We start from the raw sequence: 18,503 nt of genomic DNA on the forward strand, positions 1-18,503 counted from the left end.
CCATTCAGTGAAGGACGCAACTAGCGCCCTTCACCTGTGCCCGAGCGTTAGTCCGCGCGGCGCAATACACACTTTTGCAGGAGCACTTCGACGATGCTTAACCCAAGACTCAGCGCGGCCTCCGGGGAGTTTCTGGATGTGCTCATCCGCGCTGGCCTGATCGCTGCGCTGGTGATCTTCTGCTATGAAATCTTTCACCCGTTTCTCAGCGTCATGCTCTGGGCGATCATCCTCGCGGTGATGCTGTATCCGCTCAATATGCTGATCGCCCGACGCCTGCATCTGTCGTCCGGCAAGGCGGCCATTCTGCTGGTGCTGGTGGGCTTGAGCATTCTGATCGTGCCCATGGTGTTTCTCGGCGAGTCAGTCGCTACCTCTGTACAGCACGCGATGCATTTCGCCCAAGACTGGACACCGGAAATCCCACCCCCCGCAGCTTCGGTGCAGGACTGGCCGCTGATTGGCGACAAGGTATTCGCCATCTGGACCCACGCGTCCACCGACATGACCTGGGCCATCCAGGAGGTGGGGCCGCACCTGAAAAGCTTCAGCACCCTGATATTGCTCAAGCTGGCCGGCGTGGGGCGCGGCATCATCGTGTTCATCCTGGCGTTGATCATCGCCGGCTTCTTCATGGCCTACGGTGAAGCCGCCGGGCGACGTGCCAATGCCATCGCAGCGCGGATCTTCAGCCCGGAACGCGGCCCCGAACTCGCGGTTCTGTGCACCTCCACCATTCGCGCGGTCGCTCAGGGGGTGGTCGGTATCGCCTTCATCCAGATGCTGATGGTCGGCGTATCGCTGATCATCATGGGAATCCCGGCGGCCGGGCTGCTGGCACTCATGGTCTTGCTGCTGGGGATCATGCAGCTGCCGACCTTTCTGGTCACCGTGCCGATCATCATCTACGTGTTCATGCAGGAAGGCGCCGGTTTCGCGACCATTGTGTTCGCGATCTGGAACGTCCTGGCAGGGCTGTCGGACAACGTCCTCAAACCGTTGCTGCTCGGCCGTGGCGTGGCGGTGCCGATGCCGGTGATTCTGATTGGCGCCCTCGGCGGGATGATCACCAATGGCATCATCGGGCTGTTCATCGGGCCGGTGATCCTGGCCATCGGTTATGAACTGTTCAATTCCTGGGTCGACGCTCCCGCCCGGCCTGCGCCGCTCGACCCGGCTCTCGTCGAGACCCGAGGCACGGTGTCCGGGCCGCTCGACAGCCACATTCCCCCTACCCCGCAACCGGAGCCTTGAAACGCCAGGCGCGTGAAAACTTTCCCGGCCTGAAGCATGAAAAAAACCTCCAGACGGGTGCTCCAGGCCTTCCACAAGGAGTGTCTCGATGGTCGAGTTCGTGCTTCATGTCATGCGCGCCAATCCCGAGATCGCGGTGTTCCTCGCGATTGCCTCGGGCATCCTGATCGGTCGTCTTCACATTGGCAGCTTTCACCTGGGCTCGGTGGCCGGCGCGCTGCTGATGGGGCTGCTGATCGGGCAGATCGGGCTGGAAGTACCCCATGCGCTGAAATCGGTTTTTTTCACGTTGTTCATCTATGCCGTGGGCTTCAAAAGCGGCCCCGAGTTTTTCGGCAGCCTGAACCGGGGCACGCTGAAACTGGTGCTGTTTTCAGTGGTGCTGTGCGCAACGGCGCTGGCCACGATTCTGGCCATGAACGCGATCTTCCATTTCGACGCCGGATTCACCGCCGGCGTGGGCGCCGGGGCGTTGACCGATACAGCGATCATGGGCACCGCCAGCAGCGCCATCGCGCAGTTGCCGATATCCCTTGAGGAGCAGAAGCTGCTCAACAGCCACATGGCCATCGCCTACGCCATCACCTACATCTTCGGCACCGTCGGCCTGCTGGTCTTCGTCGGAACGATCGCGCCAAAGCTGCTGGGCGTAGATCTGCGCACTTCGGCCAGGGAGCTGGAGCAGGAGCTGGGCATTACCCGCGAGGAGGAAATCCTCACCGTGGCGTACACGATGATCGTGACCCGCGCCCATCGTGTGTCCAGTTCTCTGGCGAGCGGGCTGACCGTCGCCGACCTTGAGCAACTGCACCCGGCCATCAGCATCGAGCGCGTCATCCGTGACGGAGAAATTCACGACCGCGACGAAGCGTTCACGCTGATGGAAGGCGACGTGCTGGGTATCTATGCGTTGCGTTCGGCAGTCGGCAATCTGGCGATGTGGATAGGCCCCGAGGTCGATCATTCCAAAGCGATGTCCTTTCCCACCGCCAGCGCCGATGTCGTGGTGACCAATGCCCAGCTGGCTGGCAAGACCTTGCATGACGTCAAAAGCCGCCTGGTGGGATCGGAGCGCCTGGGCTGCCACCTGACGGGGATCAAGCGCCAGGGCATGGATTTGCCGCTGTTGCCGTTCACCGTCCTGCGTCGTGGCGATGTCATCAGCTTGACCGGCCGCACCAGCAGCGTGAACGCACTGGCAACCCAGATCGGCCGCTCGCGCAAAAAGAGCTACAAGACTGATATCGCCGTGCATGCTCTGGGCATGGTGCTGGGCTCGGTGATCGGCCTGCTGTCGACCCACATCGGCATGATCCCGGTGGAGTTGGGCGTGGGCGGTGGCGTGCTGGTCGTGGCCTTGCTGATCGGCTGGTTCAACTCGCGCCATCCAGAGTTCGGCGCCCTGCCGCCTGCGGCACAATGGGCGTTTTCGGAGTTCGGGCTGACGGCGTTCGGCGCGGTGGTGGGCTTGCTCGCCGGGCCCGCAGCGATCAACGCGATACAGGAACAAGGCGTTGCCCTGTTGCTCGCCGGCGCAGCGGTGACGCTGGTTCCGCCACTGGTGTCGCTGTATTTCGGGCGCTACGTATTGCGACTGCACCCCATGATCCTGTTCGGCGCGCTGGCCGGCGCGCAAACCGAAGCAGCGTCCATGAACCGGATTCTCGATCAGTCCGGCAGCAGCACGCCGGTCATTGGCTTCACCGTTTGCTACGCGATCTCCAACGTACTGCTGGCCGTGTGCGGCCCGATCATCATCGCCGTAACCGGCGCCTAGCCGTCGTTTTGCGGCTTGGCGGGTGCCGCATGCCATTGATCCCGGGGCACCCACTTGGCCTGCTCTGGATCGCCCAGATAGTGCGGCGACATGATCTGCACGCCGTACTCGTTGAACACGTCCTGAATGTGCGCGTGCAACTCACTGAGCAATACCGCGCGGGGACGTGGCTCCTTGGGCACGGCTTGAGCGACCAGCCGGTATTCGGGGTAGAAATCCGAAAGCGCGGTCTGAAAGACATGCGGGGCCGGTGTCTGCAGTATCCCCTCGGTGCGCGACGCCGCCTCGATCAGCATCGCTTCTACCTGCCGCCACGGCGTGTCATAACCGATGGTGACCACGGTGTCGACGATGTAGCCCTGGCCCTGCACCGCCCGCGAATAGTTTTTGGTGACGTTGCCGGTGATCATCGAGTTGGGCAACGTCAACACCTCGCCAAGCCCTGTACGGATGGTGGTGGTGAACATGCCGACTTCGGTCACTGTGCCTTCGTGATCCCCGACACGCACGTACTCGCCGGCACGCAAGGTGCGCGAGTAGGTCAGGATCAACCCTGCCGCGCCCTGCCCCACGACACTCGAAGCCCCCAGCGAGATCATGATGCCGATCAGCACCGAGAGCCCCTTGAATGCATCGGTGCCGCTACCGGGCAGATAGGGATAGGCCATGACCAGCGCGAACAGCCAGATCGCCAGTGAAGTCAGGCGTACGGTCGGCTGCAAGGTTTCGGCGGTCAACCAGCGCAGGGTGCCGGGCCGGGCCATGCGCGTCAGCAGATGTCGGCTGAACGCGGAAATGGCTCGCGCGATCAGAACGATACACACCGCTACCGCCAGGCCCGGCATGGCGTTGAGGGTTCCGCGTAACAGGTAGTGAAACAACTGGATCAGGTAGAGGTTCAGGCTTTCTCCCCAAGCCCGCGTATAGGGAAATTGCGAGAGCACGAAGCTCAACCACTGATAGCTGAGCAGCGCCACGAGGATCCAGTAAATCAGCCAGAAAAACCGGTCGAACACGTAGTACAGGTATTGCAGGTCGAACAGCGGCGTTTCGCCGAACTTCAACAACCCGGAATGCTTGCGCATGGCGCGGGGCAATAACGACAGCAACTTGCGCTTGAGGTACGCCGCGCCCTTGAGCAGCAGCACGAAGATCGCTGTCGCGGCGAGTGAATAACCTGCCGCCCCCAGGAGGAATTTCAGGCTGCGGGCTTCGCCGTTTTCCGTCACGACGAGGCGCAGGTTACTGGCCGCCTGTTCGGCAAGGTCGCGTACGGATTTTTCGGGGCTGCCCACGTCGCTGGGCGAGACAATGAACGCGCGGTTATACCCCAACAGCACCAGAAAGCTGCTCTGGATCGGGTCGACCCTGACGGTCAGATCGTCATCGCTTTGCAGGGCGTCCACGATGCTGGCCGTCGCCCGTTTGGCACGATTGGCTGGGGTTTCCCCCAGAAGCGCGCCACGGAACACGAAGACACTGCGATTGCCGATCTTCAGTTCTACCGGATCAGGGGCCTGTAAGGCGTTTGCGTCTGCATCGGCCGAAGCTTCTGTCGCTGCCTGAACTGGTATGTACCACAGTACGCATAACGCCAACGCTATCAACGAACGCAATAGCTTGTGCCGCATCTTGCCCATCTCCCCAAAGCTGAAGGCTTGCCCCAACCGGGACAAAGAAAAGCCCCACAACTGACTCGCCCTTTACGGGGCATTGACCACCACGTAGGTCACGTTGGACCCTTGATATTGCGGCTGGAACCACGTCGATCCGCATTGCATGTAGGCAGTGTTGTAACGCATGACCTGTACGCAATCGGACGGGATCTGCGCCGGGCTGAAGATCGCCCCCACCACCGCCGAGGTCACTGCCACCGTGGCGGTGACCGCCGCGGCTGTCGCAATCGGGTGATAGTGGTCGTCATAGCCGTAACGTCCGCGCCCGTCGACATCGATGTCCACATCCCGGTGATTGTCGATGTTGACGTTATGCACGCTGTTGTTGACGCGAGTGTTGCGGTTGCCCACGCGATTGCCCGCCGACATCTGCCGATTGGAATTGATGTGGTCGTTGCGTTGAGCAGCATTGTTGCGCGGCATCGCGTTGTTTCTGTGCCCCACATTACGTTGCACAGGAATGTGTTGCGCGCGTTGCACATTGCCCGCATGGGGGCGGTTTATCGACGCACGGGCGTTGGCCCTGCCTCGCGGTCCCGCGTCGACCTCCACCGAGATGCCAAGTGTCAGAAGAGAGACGGTCAGTATCGACAGCAGCCCACCGTTGAGTGTCCTCCCGAACATGATCGCGCTCTCCTATTCACTGGTCTTTTTCAATGCGATCGCAACGTCACCCTTTTGCGGGGTGAAGGTGAAGGCGGATGGTTTGATGACGGGTTTGAGGTTCCAGCGGTACACCGCGCTGTACTGCGGAAAACTCGGATCGTCGGTGGTGGTGATCACCAGCTTGCACGGCAAGGGCTTCTCGGCTCGCGTGATCCACAGCTGCCAGTCGACACCTGGCTGGCGAAATGCAAGGTGATCGCACAGTTGTCCGTTGACGGTCGAAGGTCCGATGTACAAAGCGCTTTGCAGGGCATCGATCTGCGCCTGATCGCTGCCGAACAGAAACATGTCTTCCATCGGCACCTGAATACCGTAATGCTGCTCGACCAGGTGCAGCGTTTCCTGGATCGTCTTCGGCGCATCCACCGTGGTGTAGTAGTTGAGGTAAGGCGAATACTGCGTAAGCTTCTTGCCGTTGTAGAAAAACTCGCGGGTGTTGTTATCGCCGTCGCTCAGTGCGTAGAGGCGATCGTGCCCGACCACCAGCAGCGTGTTCTTCGAGGCGATCTCTATTTTTTGCCCTGAATCCAGAACCGTGTCCCTGGACACTGCGGCAGTGACTTCAAATTGCGACAGGCTGCGCAAATACTCGCCCATGTCGATGACCTTGTTGATCACCTGCGGATTGCGAACAACCTCGGTCGCTGGCGGATCGTCAGCGTGAACATTCAGACTCGCTGTCGCAGCGAGCAGGCAGAAGAGCTTCAGGTTCCGCTTCATCATCACGCTCCCGGCATTGTTTATCCGCATGCAGCAGGCCGTGCGCTGAAAAACGTAGTTGCAATCATCCGTTTTTGCGACGCCCGGAATCCTTGAGGCTGCTGGAACTGGACTGTTCCAGAGGCAGCGGTCATCACGCTTGTTCGGTATAGACGGTTTTTTATCAGCTAGCCTCTCCTCACTTCCAAATAAATGGACGACGGAGGCAGCGATGTTCAAGTTCATCAAGACCACTGTAGTGGGCGGTTTGCTGTTTATCTTGCCGTTGGTGCTCATCGCGGTGCTGATCGAAAAAGCCATTCACTTGTTAAGCGGCCCCATTCACAAACTGCTGCCGATGTTCGCTGACTACGATGTAGCCGGCGTTGCGCTACTGAGTCTGGTGACCTTGTTCAGCCTGATCCTTTTGTGCTTTCTCGCCGGTCTGCTGGCCAGAACCGCGCCGGCAAGACGCACCCTTGAAAGCATCGAGAACAACGTGCTGACCAAGTTGCCCGGATATCAACTGGTCAAGGAAACTGCCGAGCGCTTTGCGGGCCTTGAAAACGCTGACGGCGCCAGGATCGGCTTACTCAAGGAAGATGAAAGCTGGCGCATCTGCATGGTCATCGAGGCCGCCGGCGACTGGGTCACGATTTTCATTCCCGATGGCGGCATGGCCGGCGTGACAGCGGGCGAAGTTCGCATCACCCCAGCGGCGGACGTGGTGATCACAGACATCAATTGGCTGCCGGTGGTCAACGGTCTCAAACGCGGCGGACGAGGCTTGCTCGAACTTGCCCAACCCTGGATGTCACGTCCGTAACTTGTCTTTGCCACGGGTGGTCCTTCAGCCGTTTGAAGAGTCACCTGCACTCAATTGGCCGCTCGTTAAGCAATACCTCCATGTTTGTGAAGTGAATGTTATTTGGCCATCACTCAAAACCGGCACAAGTAAGCGGCAACTAAGCAGTTTTCACCTCGAACGGCTGGAAAGTTCCTTTTTAAGTTCTACGCTCATGTTCTCGGTAGTGAGCTAGGGATAGCGACCGCGTAGTTCATTGCATTTCAGAGGTGTCACTATGCCGACTCGCCAGGAGTTTTCTGCCGCCGTTCATTTGCGCCCGCAACGTCAGGCGTTGGCACTCGAACCGCGAATTCTGTTCGATGGCGCAGCCGCCACGGCAGCCACTGACAATCATCACACTGACGCCGCGGCGGACGCCAACACCGCCCATCCCGCCTCACCAACCGAAGCGCGCAGCACCACGGAAGCAGCGCCTTCGGCGGCCCGCAGTCTGCTGGTGATCGACAGCCGAATCGAAAACCGTGACCAGCTGCTGGCGCAGTTGCCCGGCAACGTGACGGCGTTGGTGGTCAACAGCAATGAGGACGGACTGGCCGCGATTTCCGCCGCCCTGGACAAACTCGGCAAAGTGGATTCGATTCAGGTGATTTCCCATGGCGCAGCGGGACAATTCACCCTGGGCAACCGGACCATCAGTTCCGATAACGTCGACCAACTGGGGCAGACCCTCGAACACTGGCGAGACAACCTGACTCAGGGCGCTGACATTCAGCTGTACGGCTGTGACGTCGGGGCCGGATCTGCCGGCAAGACCCTGGTCACCGAACTGGCGCGCTGGACCGGCGCCGATGTCGCGGCGTCCGACAATGACACTGGCAGCAAGGACGCAGGCGGCGACTGGGCACTTGAAGTCAAGGTCGGTGACATCGACAAGAGCATTGCGCTCAACGCTGTGGCGATTAATGATTTTCACGGACTGTTGGCCGATGCTGCGCCGACTGCCAGCGTCTCCACTGCCACCACCGATGTGCTGCTTGGCAACCAGTTCAACTTCACCGTCGACTTTCAAAACAGCTCGACTCAAGTCGGCTATGCGCCCTTCCTCAACCTGTTCATGCCCGCCACGGGTAAAGACGGCAATGACGGTGTGAGCTTCGTTTCCGCCAGCTACCTGGGGCAGAACCTGACCACCCACCTGGTGGTGTTCGATGCCGCCGGTAACGCCACTCATCCATTGGCAAAAGACGCCAGCGGCAATCCATTGGTGATCTCTGCCGCCACCTACGGCATGCGTGCGGGCGACCAGATGGTGGTGATCGAATTGCCGTTCGCCAGCGTCACCAATACCCAACCGGTGATCCCGGTGCAGATCACCGCAAGCCTGAGCAACCTGGCCGATACCGCCTTTTCCAACGGCACCCCGGACCTGACACTGCGTGTGGCGGGCGGGTTCGAGTTCGGCAACGACGCACTGGACAACCCCCAGAATGACCCCAGTCTGATCCAGGCGGGTGCTGCGGCGTTTGTCGTGCATCCGACAGTGATCACGCTGGACAAGACCCTCACTACTCCAGAAGGCGAAACTGTCACCGGCCCAAACTACGGTCGCACCCTGACCCTCTCCGTGACCCCGGCACCGGGCCAGACACTGACCAATGTCGTGGTTACCCAGCCCCTGCCGGACAACATTCAGGTCACAGCAATTACGCCGGGCGCGGGCGGCCGACTGGTGTCGATCACTCTGCACGACGGTCGGGTGATCACCGCACCGGCAGAAATCACTGCATTGATCGCTGCCGATAATGTGTTCATCGACTCGTTCACCGTGCAGTACGATTCACTGTCGGCCAAGACCGACACTCAAGTGACGTTCTACGTGCCGGAAGTCGACGCTGATGGCCAGCCAGTCATCAATCCAGTAACCGGGGATGCGGTGACCATCACCCTCGGTGCGCCAACAGCTTCTGGGCAATGGGTACCGCTGGATCCGCGCGACGTGACCGCTCCGCAGACCACCATCGATTTTTCCGGTACCGGCCAGCCCACCAACTTCGTCGCCAAGTCCATCACCTTGCTCAAGCAGGTGACTTTGCAGACCGACATCGGGCACACCGGCATTTCACCCGGCGATACGCTGCAGTACTCGCTGAACATTTCCATCTCTGACTACTTCGCATTCGGCAAAGATTTCTTCGGCGATGGGCAACTGGTGGTCCGCGATCAACTGGGCGACGGGCAGACGTTCAGCGGCACCCCGACCCTGACCGTGACCATCAACGGCGTGGCACAAACCATCACACTGGTGACTACCACGGTGGTCAACGCCGATGGAACGACGTCACTGGCTTTCGATATTGCCCAGTCGATCCGCAACGCCTCGGTTAACGCCGGTGGTTGGCTCAATGGCGATCTGGCCTTCGATGAGCAGTTGCAGGGCGCGGTGGTGGCAGTGCTCAGCTACTCGGCGATTGTCGGCCAGAGCTATACCCCGCCCTCGGGAAACCCACATAGCGAAATCAATGAAGGCGACGCGTTCGGCAACTCCGCCGTGGTCGATGGCACCCTGCTGCAGGATCGCTTGAACCTCACCGGCCAAAGCGAAACCGATGGTTCGGCAACCACCAGCGTGGTGCCGACCAGCAACGTCGATATTCAACTGGTGGAGGTCAACAACGGCACGCCGCCCGGCAATGGTGAATTGCGTCCAGGCGATGAAGTCACCTTCGAAATGAGCTACGACCTGGTCACCGGCGACTACGAGCAATTCAAGCTCACTGCCTACCTGCCGTTGCCACTGTTCGATGTCACGGGCGTGACCTGGGGCACCGGCAATGACGTCGGCCAATGGTCGCTCGGCGCAGCTAACACCAATGCCGGCGGTGTGATCAGCGTCACCAGCGCCACCGGCAATGCGGTGGTCTTCGATTTCGGCAGTTTCGTCACCGCCGACACCACGGGCAGCCGTATCGTCGTGCGTTTCACACTGCGGGTCGGCGATCAGCCATTTGCCGACCAGCGTTCGCTTGATGTGCTGGCGCAGTCGACCCAGCAGACGACGCTGACCGACCAGACGCTGGTGTCATCCGACGTCGTGGCCATCGTCTCGGTAGCCGAACCGGTGCTGTCGATCAAACATGGAGTGGTGTCGGGATCCAACGGCACCGTTACCAACACCACCGGTAGCTGGAATCCTGCGGGCAGTACCGGTTCGCCGTTCAACGGGACAGTCACGGATCTGGCAGCAGTCGACGGCAACATCAGCGGCATCGACGGCAGCGATCAGTTACGAATGGTCACCGCCATCGAAAACTCAGGCGGGGGCGGCGCATTCGATGTCAGCACCAGCATTGCGCTGCCATCCGGATTGAGTTTTGTCGGCGGCAGCCTGTCGACGGCCAATCTGCAGATATATCGCGGCGACGGTACCGCTCTGGTGCTCGGTGTCGATTACAACGTCTCCGGTAACCAGATCACCTTCCTCGACGCAGGCGGTCAGGCCACGTTGCTGGCCGGACGCAGCGGCACTGCAGCCGATACCAGCGGCGCCAATCTGTTGGTCATCAGTTATGACGTCACGGTCAGTGCAACCATCGAAGCCAGTCGCAGCCTGCAAAGTACCGCGACCCTGAGCAACTATGCCAGCGTCGACGGCGGTTCAGATTTCACGCCCACGGATTTGACCGATCTGTCCAGCCAGCAGGTCGCAGCCCCGGTCATCAGCAAGGTATTCGCGGACGGCACGCTGGACAATGGCGACTCCAGCGCCAGCCATTCCACCGGCAGCGATCTGGTGGTTGGCGAAAGCATGCGTTACGACATTGTCGTGACTTTGCCTGAAGGCAGCACCCAAACCTTGCGCATCGATGATCTGATCCCGCCGGGCATGCGCCTGGACACTGCGTTCAACGGCGGCCTGGGTTACCAGATCATCACCACGCGCACAGGCAGTGGCGCGCTGACTGTCGACTTTGCCGGCAGCGTGGTGGTCAGCGGCTTTGCCGGCCAAGGCGGTACGCTGGGGGCCGATGGTGTCGACGCCCGCTGGACGTTCAGCGTCTCAGGCGCCACGGCGGACAACCAGACCGGCAACAACAGCTTCGTCATTCGGCTGCAACTGGTAGCCAACAACGTGATCGCCAACCAGGCCAACCTGTCGCTACAGAACAGCGCACAGTTGCAATTCAGTGACCCGGACGCCGATACGCCCAATGGCAATACCCCCGTGGACCGCACGGTTGCGCTGACTGGCGGGCAACCCACCGTGACCCTTCGGGAGCCCACTATCACGGTTTCTCAGGCCCTGACCTCGGTGTCCGATCCGGGCGGTTACGATCAGGGCGATACGGTGACGTTCACCATCACCTTGAGCAACGGCGCAGGCGGAAGCGACTTCAGTGCCTTTGACATCAGTTTGCTCGACAACCTGCCGACCCAACTGAGCAACGTGACACTGGTCGGCGTGCTGTATCAGAACGGCGCGACCAACAACGGCGGAATCGACTTCGAGGTGGTCAACGGCCAGCTGCGCACGGCGAGCGGCTCAAACGTCGATATTGCCAAGGGCGGCAGTATCGTCCTGAGCCTGACGGGTGTCGTGAATGCCTCGGCCGCCGCGCAATCAGTGTTGAGCAATGTCGCCAGTGTGCAATGGACAAGCCTGGACGGCGCCCAGGGCGGTGAACGAACCGGCGTCGACGGGCCAATCAATGGCGGCACACTGAACGATTACCAAAACAGCTCGACACTGTTGATCCCGGTCGCGCAGGCGATCCAGATATCACGGGTCGGCGGGTTGCCTGATACGGCGGCGCCCTCTCCCACTAACGGCGCACAGGAGGCGGTGACCATTGGCGAAGTGATTCGCTACCGCGTGGTGGTGCTGGTGCCGGAAGGCAACAACCCCAATTATCAGATCCAGATTACGCTCGCCAATGGCCTGCAATTCATCTCGCCGGATGCACTGGTCAACGCCCTGCGCATCGGCTTCATTTCCAATGGTGAACTGAGCAGCGACGCCAACCTGATCGTCGGCGGCACGCTGAACATCAACGGCAACGGCAGCAGCCCGCAAGCCTTGCCCATTACCCCTGACCTGCAGGGCGCCGCACCCAACGGGGTGTTCGACCCCTCACGCCTGACCGTGGTGACCAACGCCGACGGCAGCCAGGTGGTGACGTTCAACCTGGGCAATGTGGTCAACGCCGGACAGGACGTCGATCTGGAAGGCATCGTGGTGGAATTCAACGTGCGCGTCGCCAATCAGGCGAGCAACGTCAGCGGCGCATCGCTTGGGGCCAGTGCCCACGAAATTGTCAATGGCGCCGGTCGCTCGAACAGCGACACGGTGTTCGAGCAAGTCGTCGAGCCAGGCTTCAGCGCAGTGGATAAACAGGTTGTCGGCTTTAATCCCAACCCCGCAGGCACCGATGGTACAGCGACGGTGAGTGTCAGCTTCACCCAGAACGGCGGCCTTCCAGCGTTCGATACCCGATTGACCGACGGTTTTGCCAACGGCAGCAATTACGGTCTGGTCAGCGTCAGCATCAATGGCGTCACCTACGGTCCGGGCAACCTGCCCAGCGGCGTGACCTTCAGCAACACCGGCGGCATCAGCGTCAATTTCGATCAACTGGACGTCGGCGCGCAGATCAACGTGATCTATCAAGTCACCGTGCCCAATGCGATAGTCATCGCCAGCAGCGACGCAACCCTGACCTGGAGCAGCCTGCCGGAAGACTTCACCAGTTGGGGCGGCAACAGCGTCGGCACCGACGGCGCGGTCGACGGGGAGCGCACCGGCAGCGCGATTGGCCCCAACCAGTACATTCTTCGTGACAACGCAGGGCTGGGCATTATCAGCGGCACGCTGTGGAATGACACCGCATCCCCCACTGCCAGCAGCACCCCGGATGGCGCTGGCCTGGCCGGACAGACCGTTACCCTGACCTGGGCCGGCGCCGATGGTTTGCTCAGTACCACGGCGGACAACCTTTCGTTCACGACCGTGACCGACGGCAACGGTCAGTACCACTTTGGCGTACTGCCGCTCGGCGTGTTTCGCATTGACGTGCCAGCCGGGCTGGTCAGCTATCCGCAACCGCTGGGTGACCTGCGTGTACGCATCGACACCGATGGCGCGACCCTCGGTCAGATCAGCATCACCCTGGGCGACGCCGACAGCCAGGCGGCCAGTGCAGGCTACGTCGAACAGAACGACGCGCCGGTCAACACCCTGCCCGGTACGCAATCGGGTCTGGAAGATGTGCCCCTCAGCATCGGCGGTATCAGCGTCGCCGACATCGACGCTGATCGCGATCCCAACGTCGCAGGCCGTACCATCAGCGTAACCTTGAGTGTGCTCCACGGCACGCTCTCGCTTGGCACGACCCTGCCAGGCGTCACCGTGAACGGGGCCAGTACGGCAAGCCTCAACCTGAGCGGAACCCTGGCCGACATCAACACTGTGCTCGCCAGCCTGAGCTACCTCGGCAGCGCGAACTACAACGGCAACGACACCCTCACGGTGGTCAGCAACGACCAGGGCAACTACGGCGATGCCAATGGCGATGGCCTGCCGGGGGCTGCAGGCGATGCGCTGACCGATACCGACAGCCTGCAGATCGTCCTCGTAGCGGTGAATGACGCGCCGGTCGCGGTCAATGACAGCATCACCGCCGTCGAAGCCGGGGGCACCAACAATAACGCCATTGGCATCAACCCAAGCGGAACGTTGCTGACCAACGACACCGATGTCGACATCGCGACCAACGCCGATCAACTGCGCGTCGCCTCTGTTGCTCCCGCCAATGGCAGCGCTGTACTGACACCGGCGAACGGAGTGGTGGCAATTACCGGTCAATACGGCCAGTTGCTGGTGGCCAGCAATGGCGCCTATCAGTATGTGGTCGATAACAACAACCCGTTGGTGCAGGCGCTGCGTGTGTCCGGACAGACCCTGGTCGACAGCTTCGATTACGTGCTCAGCGACCTTGCAGGTGCGGCTGACAGCGCCACTCTCACAGTCACCATTCAGGGCGCCAACGACACGCCCGTGGCCGTGGACGATCAAGGCACGGCAATAGAGGCCGGTGGAATACTCAACGGCACTGCGGGGAGCAATGCCGCCGGCAACGTGCTGAGCAACGACACCGACGTCGACACGGCCGCCAATGGCGAAACCCGCAGCGTGACCGGGATCCGTGCCCTGGGCGAATCGACGCCGGGAAATTTCACCGCCGTGTCGGTAGGCACCCTTATTGTCGGCACTTACGGCACGCTGACCATCAACCCCGATGGCAGCTACAGCTACGCGATCGACAATACCAACGTGGCCGTGCAACGCCTGAGCGCCGGTCAACAACTGCTGGAAGTCTTCAGCTATCGGCTGACCGATGCCGGGGGGCTGAACGATGTGGCGCAGTTGAGCATCACCGTTCAAGGCGCCAACGATAACCCCGTTGCCAGTGACGATGCCGCTGACGCCCAGGCTGCGTCGACCAACAACAACGCCACGGAAAGTAATCCGTCCGGCAACGTCATTCTGTTCCCCAGCCGCCCAGGGATTATTGATCAACCCGGTGGCAATGGCGTGGATCAGGACGTCGACCAGGCTGACAGACCCAGCGAGCAATTGCAGGTCAATGGTGTGACCGTCGGCACCGAAGCCGATTACGACCCGGTCAACGATGTGCTTGATATCGTCGGCAACGGCACCACATCAGCCAACGGAACGGTCGTGACGGGGTTGTATGGCACCTTGAGAATCGGTGCCGACGGCTCGTTTTTCTACGACGTCGACAGCACCAATGCCGTGGTTCAGGCCTTGGCGCCCGGTCAGACACTCATCGAGGCATTCACCTATCGGGTGGTCGACACTGCAGGCCTGACCGACACCGCGCAGCTGCTGATCACCGTCCACGGCGTCAACGATCCACCCCTGGCCCAAAACGTGGTTGCAGTTGCCACCGAGAAAGGTGGCCTGAACAACGGCGCCGCCGGGGTCGACCCCAGCGGTGATGCGACGGCCAACGATTTCGACCCGGATGGCGATCCACTGACCGTCACCTTCATTCGCATCGGGGGTGAAAATACTTCGAGCCCGTCGGTCGCGGTATCTGCCGGCGGCACCGTGATCAATGGCCTTTATGGCACCTTGACCATTCGCCCCGACGGTACTTACAGCTATGCCGTCAACAACGACAATGCCGACGTACAGGCACTGCGGGAAAACAGTGATCTGCTGCTGGAGCGCTTCACCTATACGGTCACCGACGGCGTGAACCCCACTGCAGAAATCGACACGGCAGAAATTATCGTATTGATCCGGGGCCAGAACGACAACCCGGTGGCCAGCGATGACACAGCGACAGCTGTGGAAGCAGGTGGGCTGAACAACAATCAGCCCGGTGTGGACCCGACTGGCAACGTGCTGACCAACGACAGCGACGTCGACGGTGGCGAAATCCCGGCGGATCTGCCGGCCCATGACTACGGCGAAAGCCGCGCCGTGGCCTCGGTGCGCACCGGCGCCGAAACCGTCAGCGGCACTGCGGGAGTCCTCGGTACAGAACTGCGGGGCACCTATGGCTGGCTGACCCTGGACACTGACGGCAGCTACAGCTACCGGCTGGACAACAGCATGGCGGCGGTTCAGGCGCTGCGCGCGGGCAGCACGCTGGCAGACGCATTCACCTACAGCGTGGTCGATGCCAGTGGCGCGCAGGACACCGCGACCCTGAGCATCACCATTGAGGGCCGCAACGATACGCCGGTCGCGCAGAACGACGTCAATACCGCGGTCGAAGCCGGCGGTCTGAACAATGCGACGCCGGGGATCAATCCGACAGGTAACGTCCTGGGCAACGACAGCGATGTCGATGCCAACGGCGAAGCACTGAGCGTCATTGGCGTACGTAATGCACTCACCAACGGCGTGATAGGTACCGGCCTGGTCGGGGCCTACGGCACCCTCACCCTGAATGCCAACGGCAGCTACACCTACGTGGTAGACAACAGCAATCCTCAGGTTCAGGCATTGCGCAGCAACGGCGATGTTCTGGTGGAAAACTTCACTTATCAAATCCGCGACCTGGCGGGGGCCACCAGCAGCGCACTGCTGACCATTACCGTGCGCGGAGCCAACGACAACCCGTTGGCAGTGGACGACGGCACAGTCGCCGTCGAAGCCGGGGGTACGGCCAATGCCACCGCAGGAGTCAACCCTGCCAGTAATGTGCTCACCAATGACGCCGACGTCGATGCCAACGACAGCAAGACCGTCACCGGCATCCGCACGGGTGCGCAACCGTCAGGCGGCAGCTTTACCGCGCTAGGTATCGCGCAGAGCATCAGCGGTCTTTACGGCACCCTGACCATCGCTGCCGATGGCAGTTACCGCTACGTGGTCGACAACTCGCTGGCGGCGGTTCAGGCCCTGAAACCCGGGGATTCACTGGTCGAAACCTTCACCTACCGGATGCGCGACACTGCAGGCGCTACCGATGACGCGCAGTTGAGCATTCGCATCGACGGCGCCTGGGATGCACCGGTTGCCGCCAACGACATTGCACTGGCAGTCGCCGACAATGGCGCTGGCAACAGTGTCAACCCGACCCGCAATGTGCTGCCCAATGACACTGATGTCGACCAGGGCGATGCGCTGCACATAAGCGGCATCCGTTTTGGTACCGAAGCTGCCGGCGGCGCCCTGACGGCTGTCAATCCTGGAACGGATAACACCAATGGCACGCTGATTACCGGTCTCTACGGACAACTGATCATCGGCGCCGATGGCAACTACACCTACATCGTGGACTCCAGCAATCCGGCGGTTCTGGCGTTGGCGCCACTGCAATTTCTTAACGAACGCTTCACGTATCAGGTGACCGATCGGGGCGGCCAGAGCGATCTGGCGGAAATCCACATCATCATTCGAGGACGCAACGATACCCCGGTGGCAAACGATGACATCGGTGCGGCGGTGGAAGCCGGCGGGTTGAACAATGTCCAGAGCGGTATCGACCCGAGTGGCAACGTCATCGCCAACGACAGCGATTCCGAGGGCGACGGGCTCGCGGTGTCCGCCATTCGCACAGGTGGTCAGGCCGAGACCGGCACCAGCGGCGTCATCGGCACGAGCTTGCGCGGACGCTACGGCGAGCTGTTGATCAACGCCGATGGCAGCTGGCAATACACCGTCGACAATAGCCTCGCCGAAGTGCAAGCGTTGCGTCAGAGCGGCCAGACCCTGACGGAAGTCTTCACGTACTCCCTGGCGGACAACTTCGGCGCCACCGACACCGCCGAACTGCGCATTACCCTGGACGGCCGTAACGACACGCCGATTGCTGCCGACGACAGCGCGGTGGCGGTCGAGGCCGGTGGCATCGCCAATGGCACACCCGGCAGCCATGGCACCGGCAACGTGCTGGGCAACGACAGCGATGTCGACAGCGTGGCCAACGGCGAGAGCAAGCAGGTGCTGGCGGTCAGCAATGAAACCGGGCAGTCGAGTCTTGCCGGGCAAGTACTCAACGGTCGCTACGGTCAACTGACCCTCAACGCGGATGGCAGCTACACCTATCTGATCGACAACAACAATCCGCTGGTTCAGGCCCTGCGCACGGCAGGCGAAACCCTCAGTGAAACGTTCGTCTACCGTATGCGCGACACGGCGGGCGCGACCTCGGATGCGCGCCTGACCGTGCTCATCCAGGGCGCCAACGACGCGCCGGTGGCCATCAACGACAGCGCCGTAGCGTCTGACCAGATAGCCGCACCCCAGACCACCGGCAACGTATTGCCCAACGACAGTGACGTCGACGGCAACGACGCTTTACAAGTGGTCGGCATCCGCACCGGAGCCGAAAGCGCAAGCGGTACCACCGGCGTCATCGGTCAGCCCATCGCCGGGCTGTACGGCACCCTGGTCCTCAACGCTGACGGCAGTTACACCTACACCATCGACCAGAGCAATCCGCAGGTGCTTGCCGCCGCAGGTCTGGGCCAGATCCTGACGGATGTCTTCACCTACACCATCAATGATCGGACGGGGGCCAGCGATCAGGCACAACTGACGATCACACTGGACATTGCCACACCGTTCATTCCCGCGCCGGGAGGCAACTTTTTCGTGCAGGAATCCGGGCCAGGCAGCGCTGACTTCCTGCTACCCGATCCGGTTCCAGCCGTGTTTGTTACGCCGGTGGTCGAGCGCTCGGCGGACTTGCTGGAGTTGTCGAGCCGCTTTGCCGATGGCAGCAAGCTGTTCATGGTGACGCCGGGCGAGTTGCGCAGCGATTCCCTCGGCGCGGATCTGGGTTTGGTGCCGGGCCAGTTCGTCGCCCAGGCGGTACGCGAGAGCCGGCTCGACAGCGAAGAGGACCTGGCCTGGGTGCTGGGTCGTCATGGCCGCACCAGCCTCAGTGCCGACGGCTTGCTGAGTGATCCGTCGCTGTTCATTTCGGACTCCGCGCGCTTGACCGTCGGCGGCTCTCAGAAGGATTCGGCCAATGAATCACGCAGCGCGCGCGGCTTCAGTGCTCAGCTGCGACAGGCAGGGCAGCGCCTGTACCCGACTCGCCAAAGCAGCGAGCGCGGCCAGACAGAATAAATGCAACGACAA

At 61.3% G+C, this 18,503-nt stretch carries 7 protein-coding genes; 4 read left to right on the forward strand and 3 right to left on the reverse strand.

Annotation, left to right across the window (positions count from 1 at the left end):
- Positions 1-93 precede the first annotated feature (93 nt).
- The gene (locus BWR59_RS03940) at positions 94-1,254 is read left to right on the forward strand and encodes an AI-2E family transporter (RefSeq protein WP_081564321.1); all 1,161 of its coding nucleotides are present in this window, start codon (positions 94-96) and stop codon (positions 1,252-1,254) included.
- An 88-nt stretch (positions 1,255-1,342) separates the two neighbouring features.
- On the forward strand, positions 1,343-3,031 hold the full coding sequence (gene aspT / locus BWR59_RS03945; RefSeq protein WP_081564322.1) for an aspartate-alanine antiporter: 1,689 nt from the start codon (positions 1,343-1,345) through the stop codon (positions 3,029-3,031).
- Here the strand turns inward: aspT and BWR59_RS03950 are convergent.
- From BWR59_RS03950 to BWR59_RS03960, 3 genes are all read right to left on the reverse strand, one after another.
- Positions 3,028-4,671, reverse strand: coding sequence for a mechanosensitive ion channel family protein (locus tag BWR59_RS03950; RefSeq protein WP_081564323.1), 1,644 nt, complete (start codon positions 4,669-4,671; stop codon positions 3,028-3,030). The genes aspT and BWR59_RS03950 overlap by 4 nt on opposite strands.
- Before the next feature lie 63 nt (positions 4,672-4,734).
- Positions 4,735-5,331, reverse strand: a complete 597-nt coding sequence (locus BWR59_RS03955; RefSeq protein WP_081564324.1) for a hypothetical protein — start codon at positions 5,329-5,331, stop codon at positions 4,735-4,737.
- Between the two features lie 12 nt (positions 5,332-5,343).
- On the reverse strand, positions 5,344-6,312 hold the full coding sequence (locus tag BWR59_RS03960; protein WP_230981954.1) for a DUF2092 domain-containing protein: 969 nt from the start codon (positions 6,310-6,312) through the stop codon (positions 5,344-5,346).
- Here BWR59_RS03960 and BWR59_RS03965 point away from each other — a divergent pair.
- Positions 6,305-6,898, forward strand: coding sequence for a hypothetical protein (locus BWR59_RS03965; protein ID WP_081564326.1), 594 nt, complete (start codon positions 6,305-6,307; stop codon positions 6,896-6,898). The genes BWR59_RS03960 and BWR59_RS03965 overlap by 8 nt on opposite strands.
- A 256-nt stretch (positions 6,899-7,154) precedes the next feature.
- Entirely contained in the window at positions 7,155-18,491 is an 11,337-nt protein-coding gene (locus BWR59_RS03970) for a VCBS domain-containing protein (protein ID WP_081564327.1), read from the forward strand.
- The last annotated feature ends 12 nt before the right edge of the window (positions 18,492-18,503 follow it).

It is taken from the genome of Pseudomonas sp. Bc-h (genome assembly GCF_002080045.1).
In the GTDB taxonomy this organism is placed as follows: Bacteria; Pseudomonadota; Gammaproteobacteria; order Pseudomonadales; family Pseudomonadaceae; genus Aquipseudomonas.

What these genes read in the sequence shown, in the direction of transcription:
- BWR59_RS03970 (WP_081564327.1), top strand. Translation starts at nt 7,155, where the DNA reads ATGCCGACTCGCCAGGAGTTTTCTGCCGCCGTTCATTTGCGCCCGCAA.
- BWR59_RS03955 (WP_081564324.1), bottom strand. Translation starts at nt 5,331, where the DNA reads ATGTTCGGGAGGACACTCAACGGTGGGCTGCTGTCGATACTGACCGTC.
- BWR59_RS03965 (WP_081564326.1), top strand. Translation starts at nt 6,305, where the DNA reads ATGTTCAAGTTCATCAAGACCACTGTAGTGGGCGGTTTGCTGTTTATC.
- BWR59_RS03950 (WP_081564323.1), bottom strand. Translation starts at nt 4,671, where the DNA reads ATGGGCAAGATGCGGCACAAGCTATTGCGTTCGTTGATAGCGTTGGCG.
- aspT (WP_081564322.1), top strand. Translation starts at nt 1,343, where the DNA reads ATGGTCGAGTTCGTGCTTCATGTCATGCGCGCCAATCCCGAGATCGCG.
- BWR59_RS03940 (WP_081564321.1), top strand. Translation starts at nt 94, where the DNA reads ATGCTTAACCCAAGACTCAGCGCGGCCTCCGGGGAGTTTCTGGATGTG.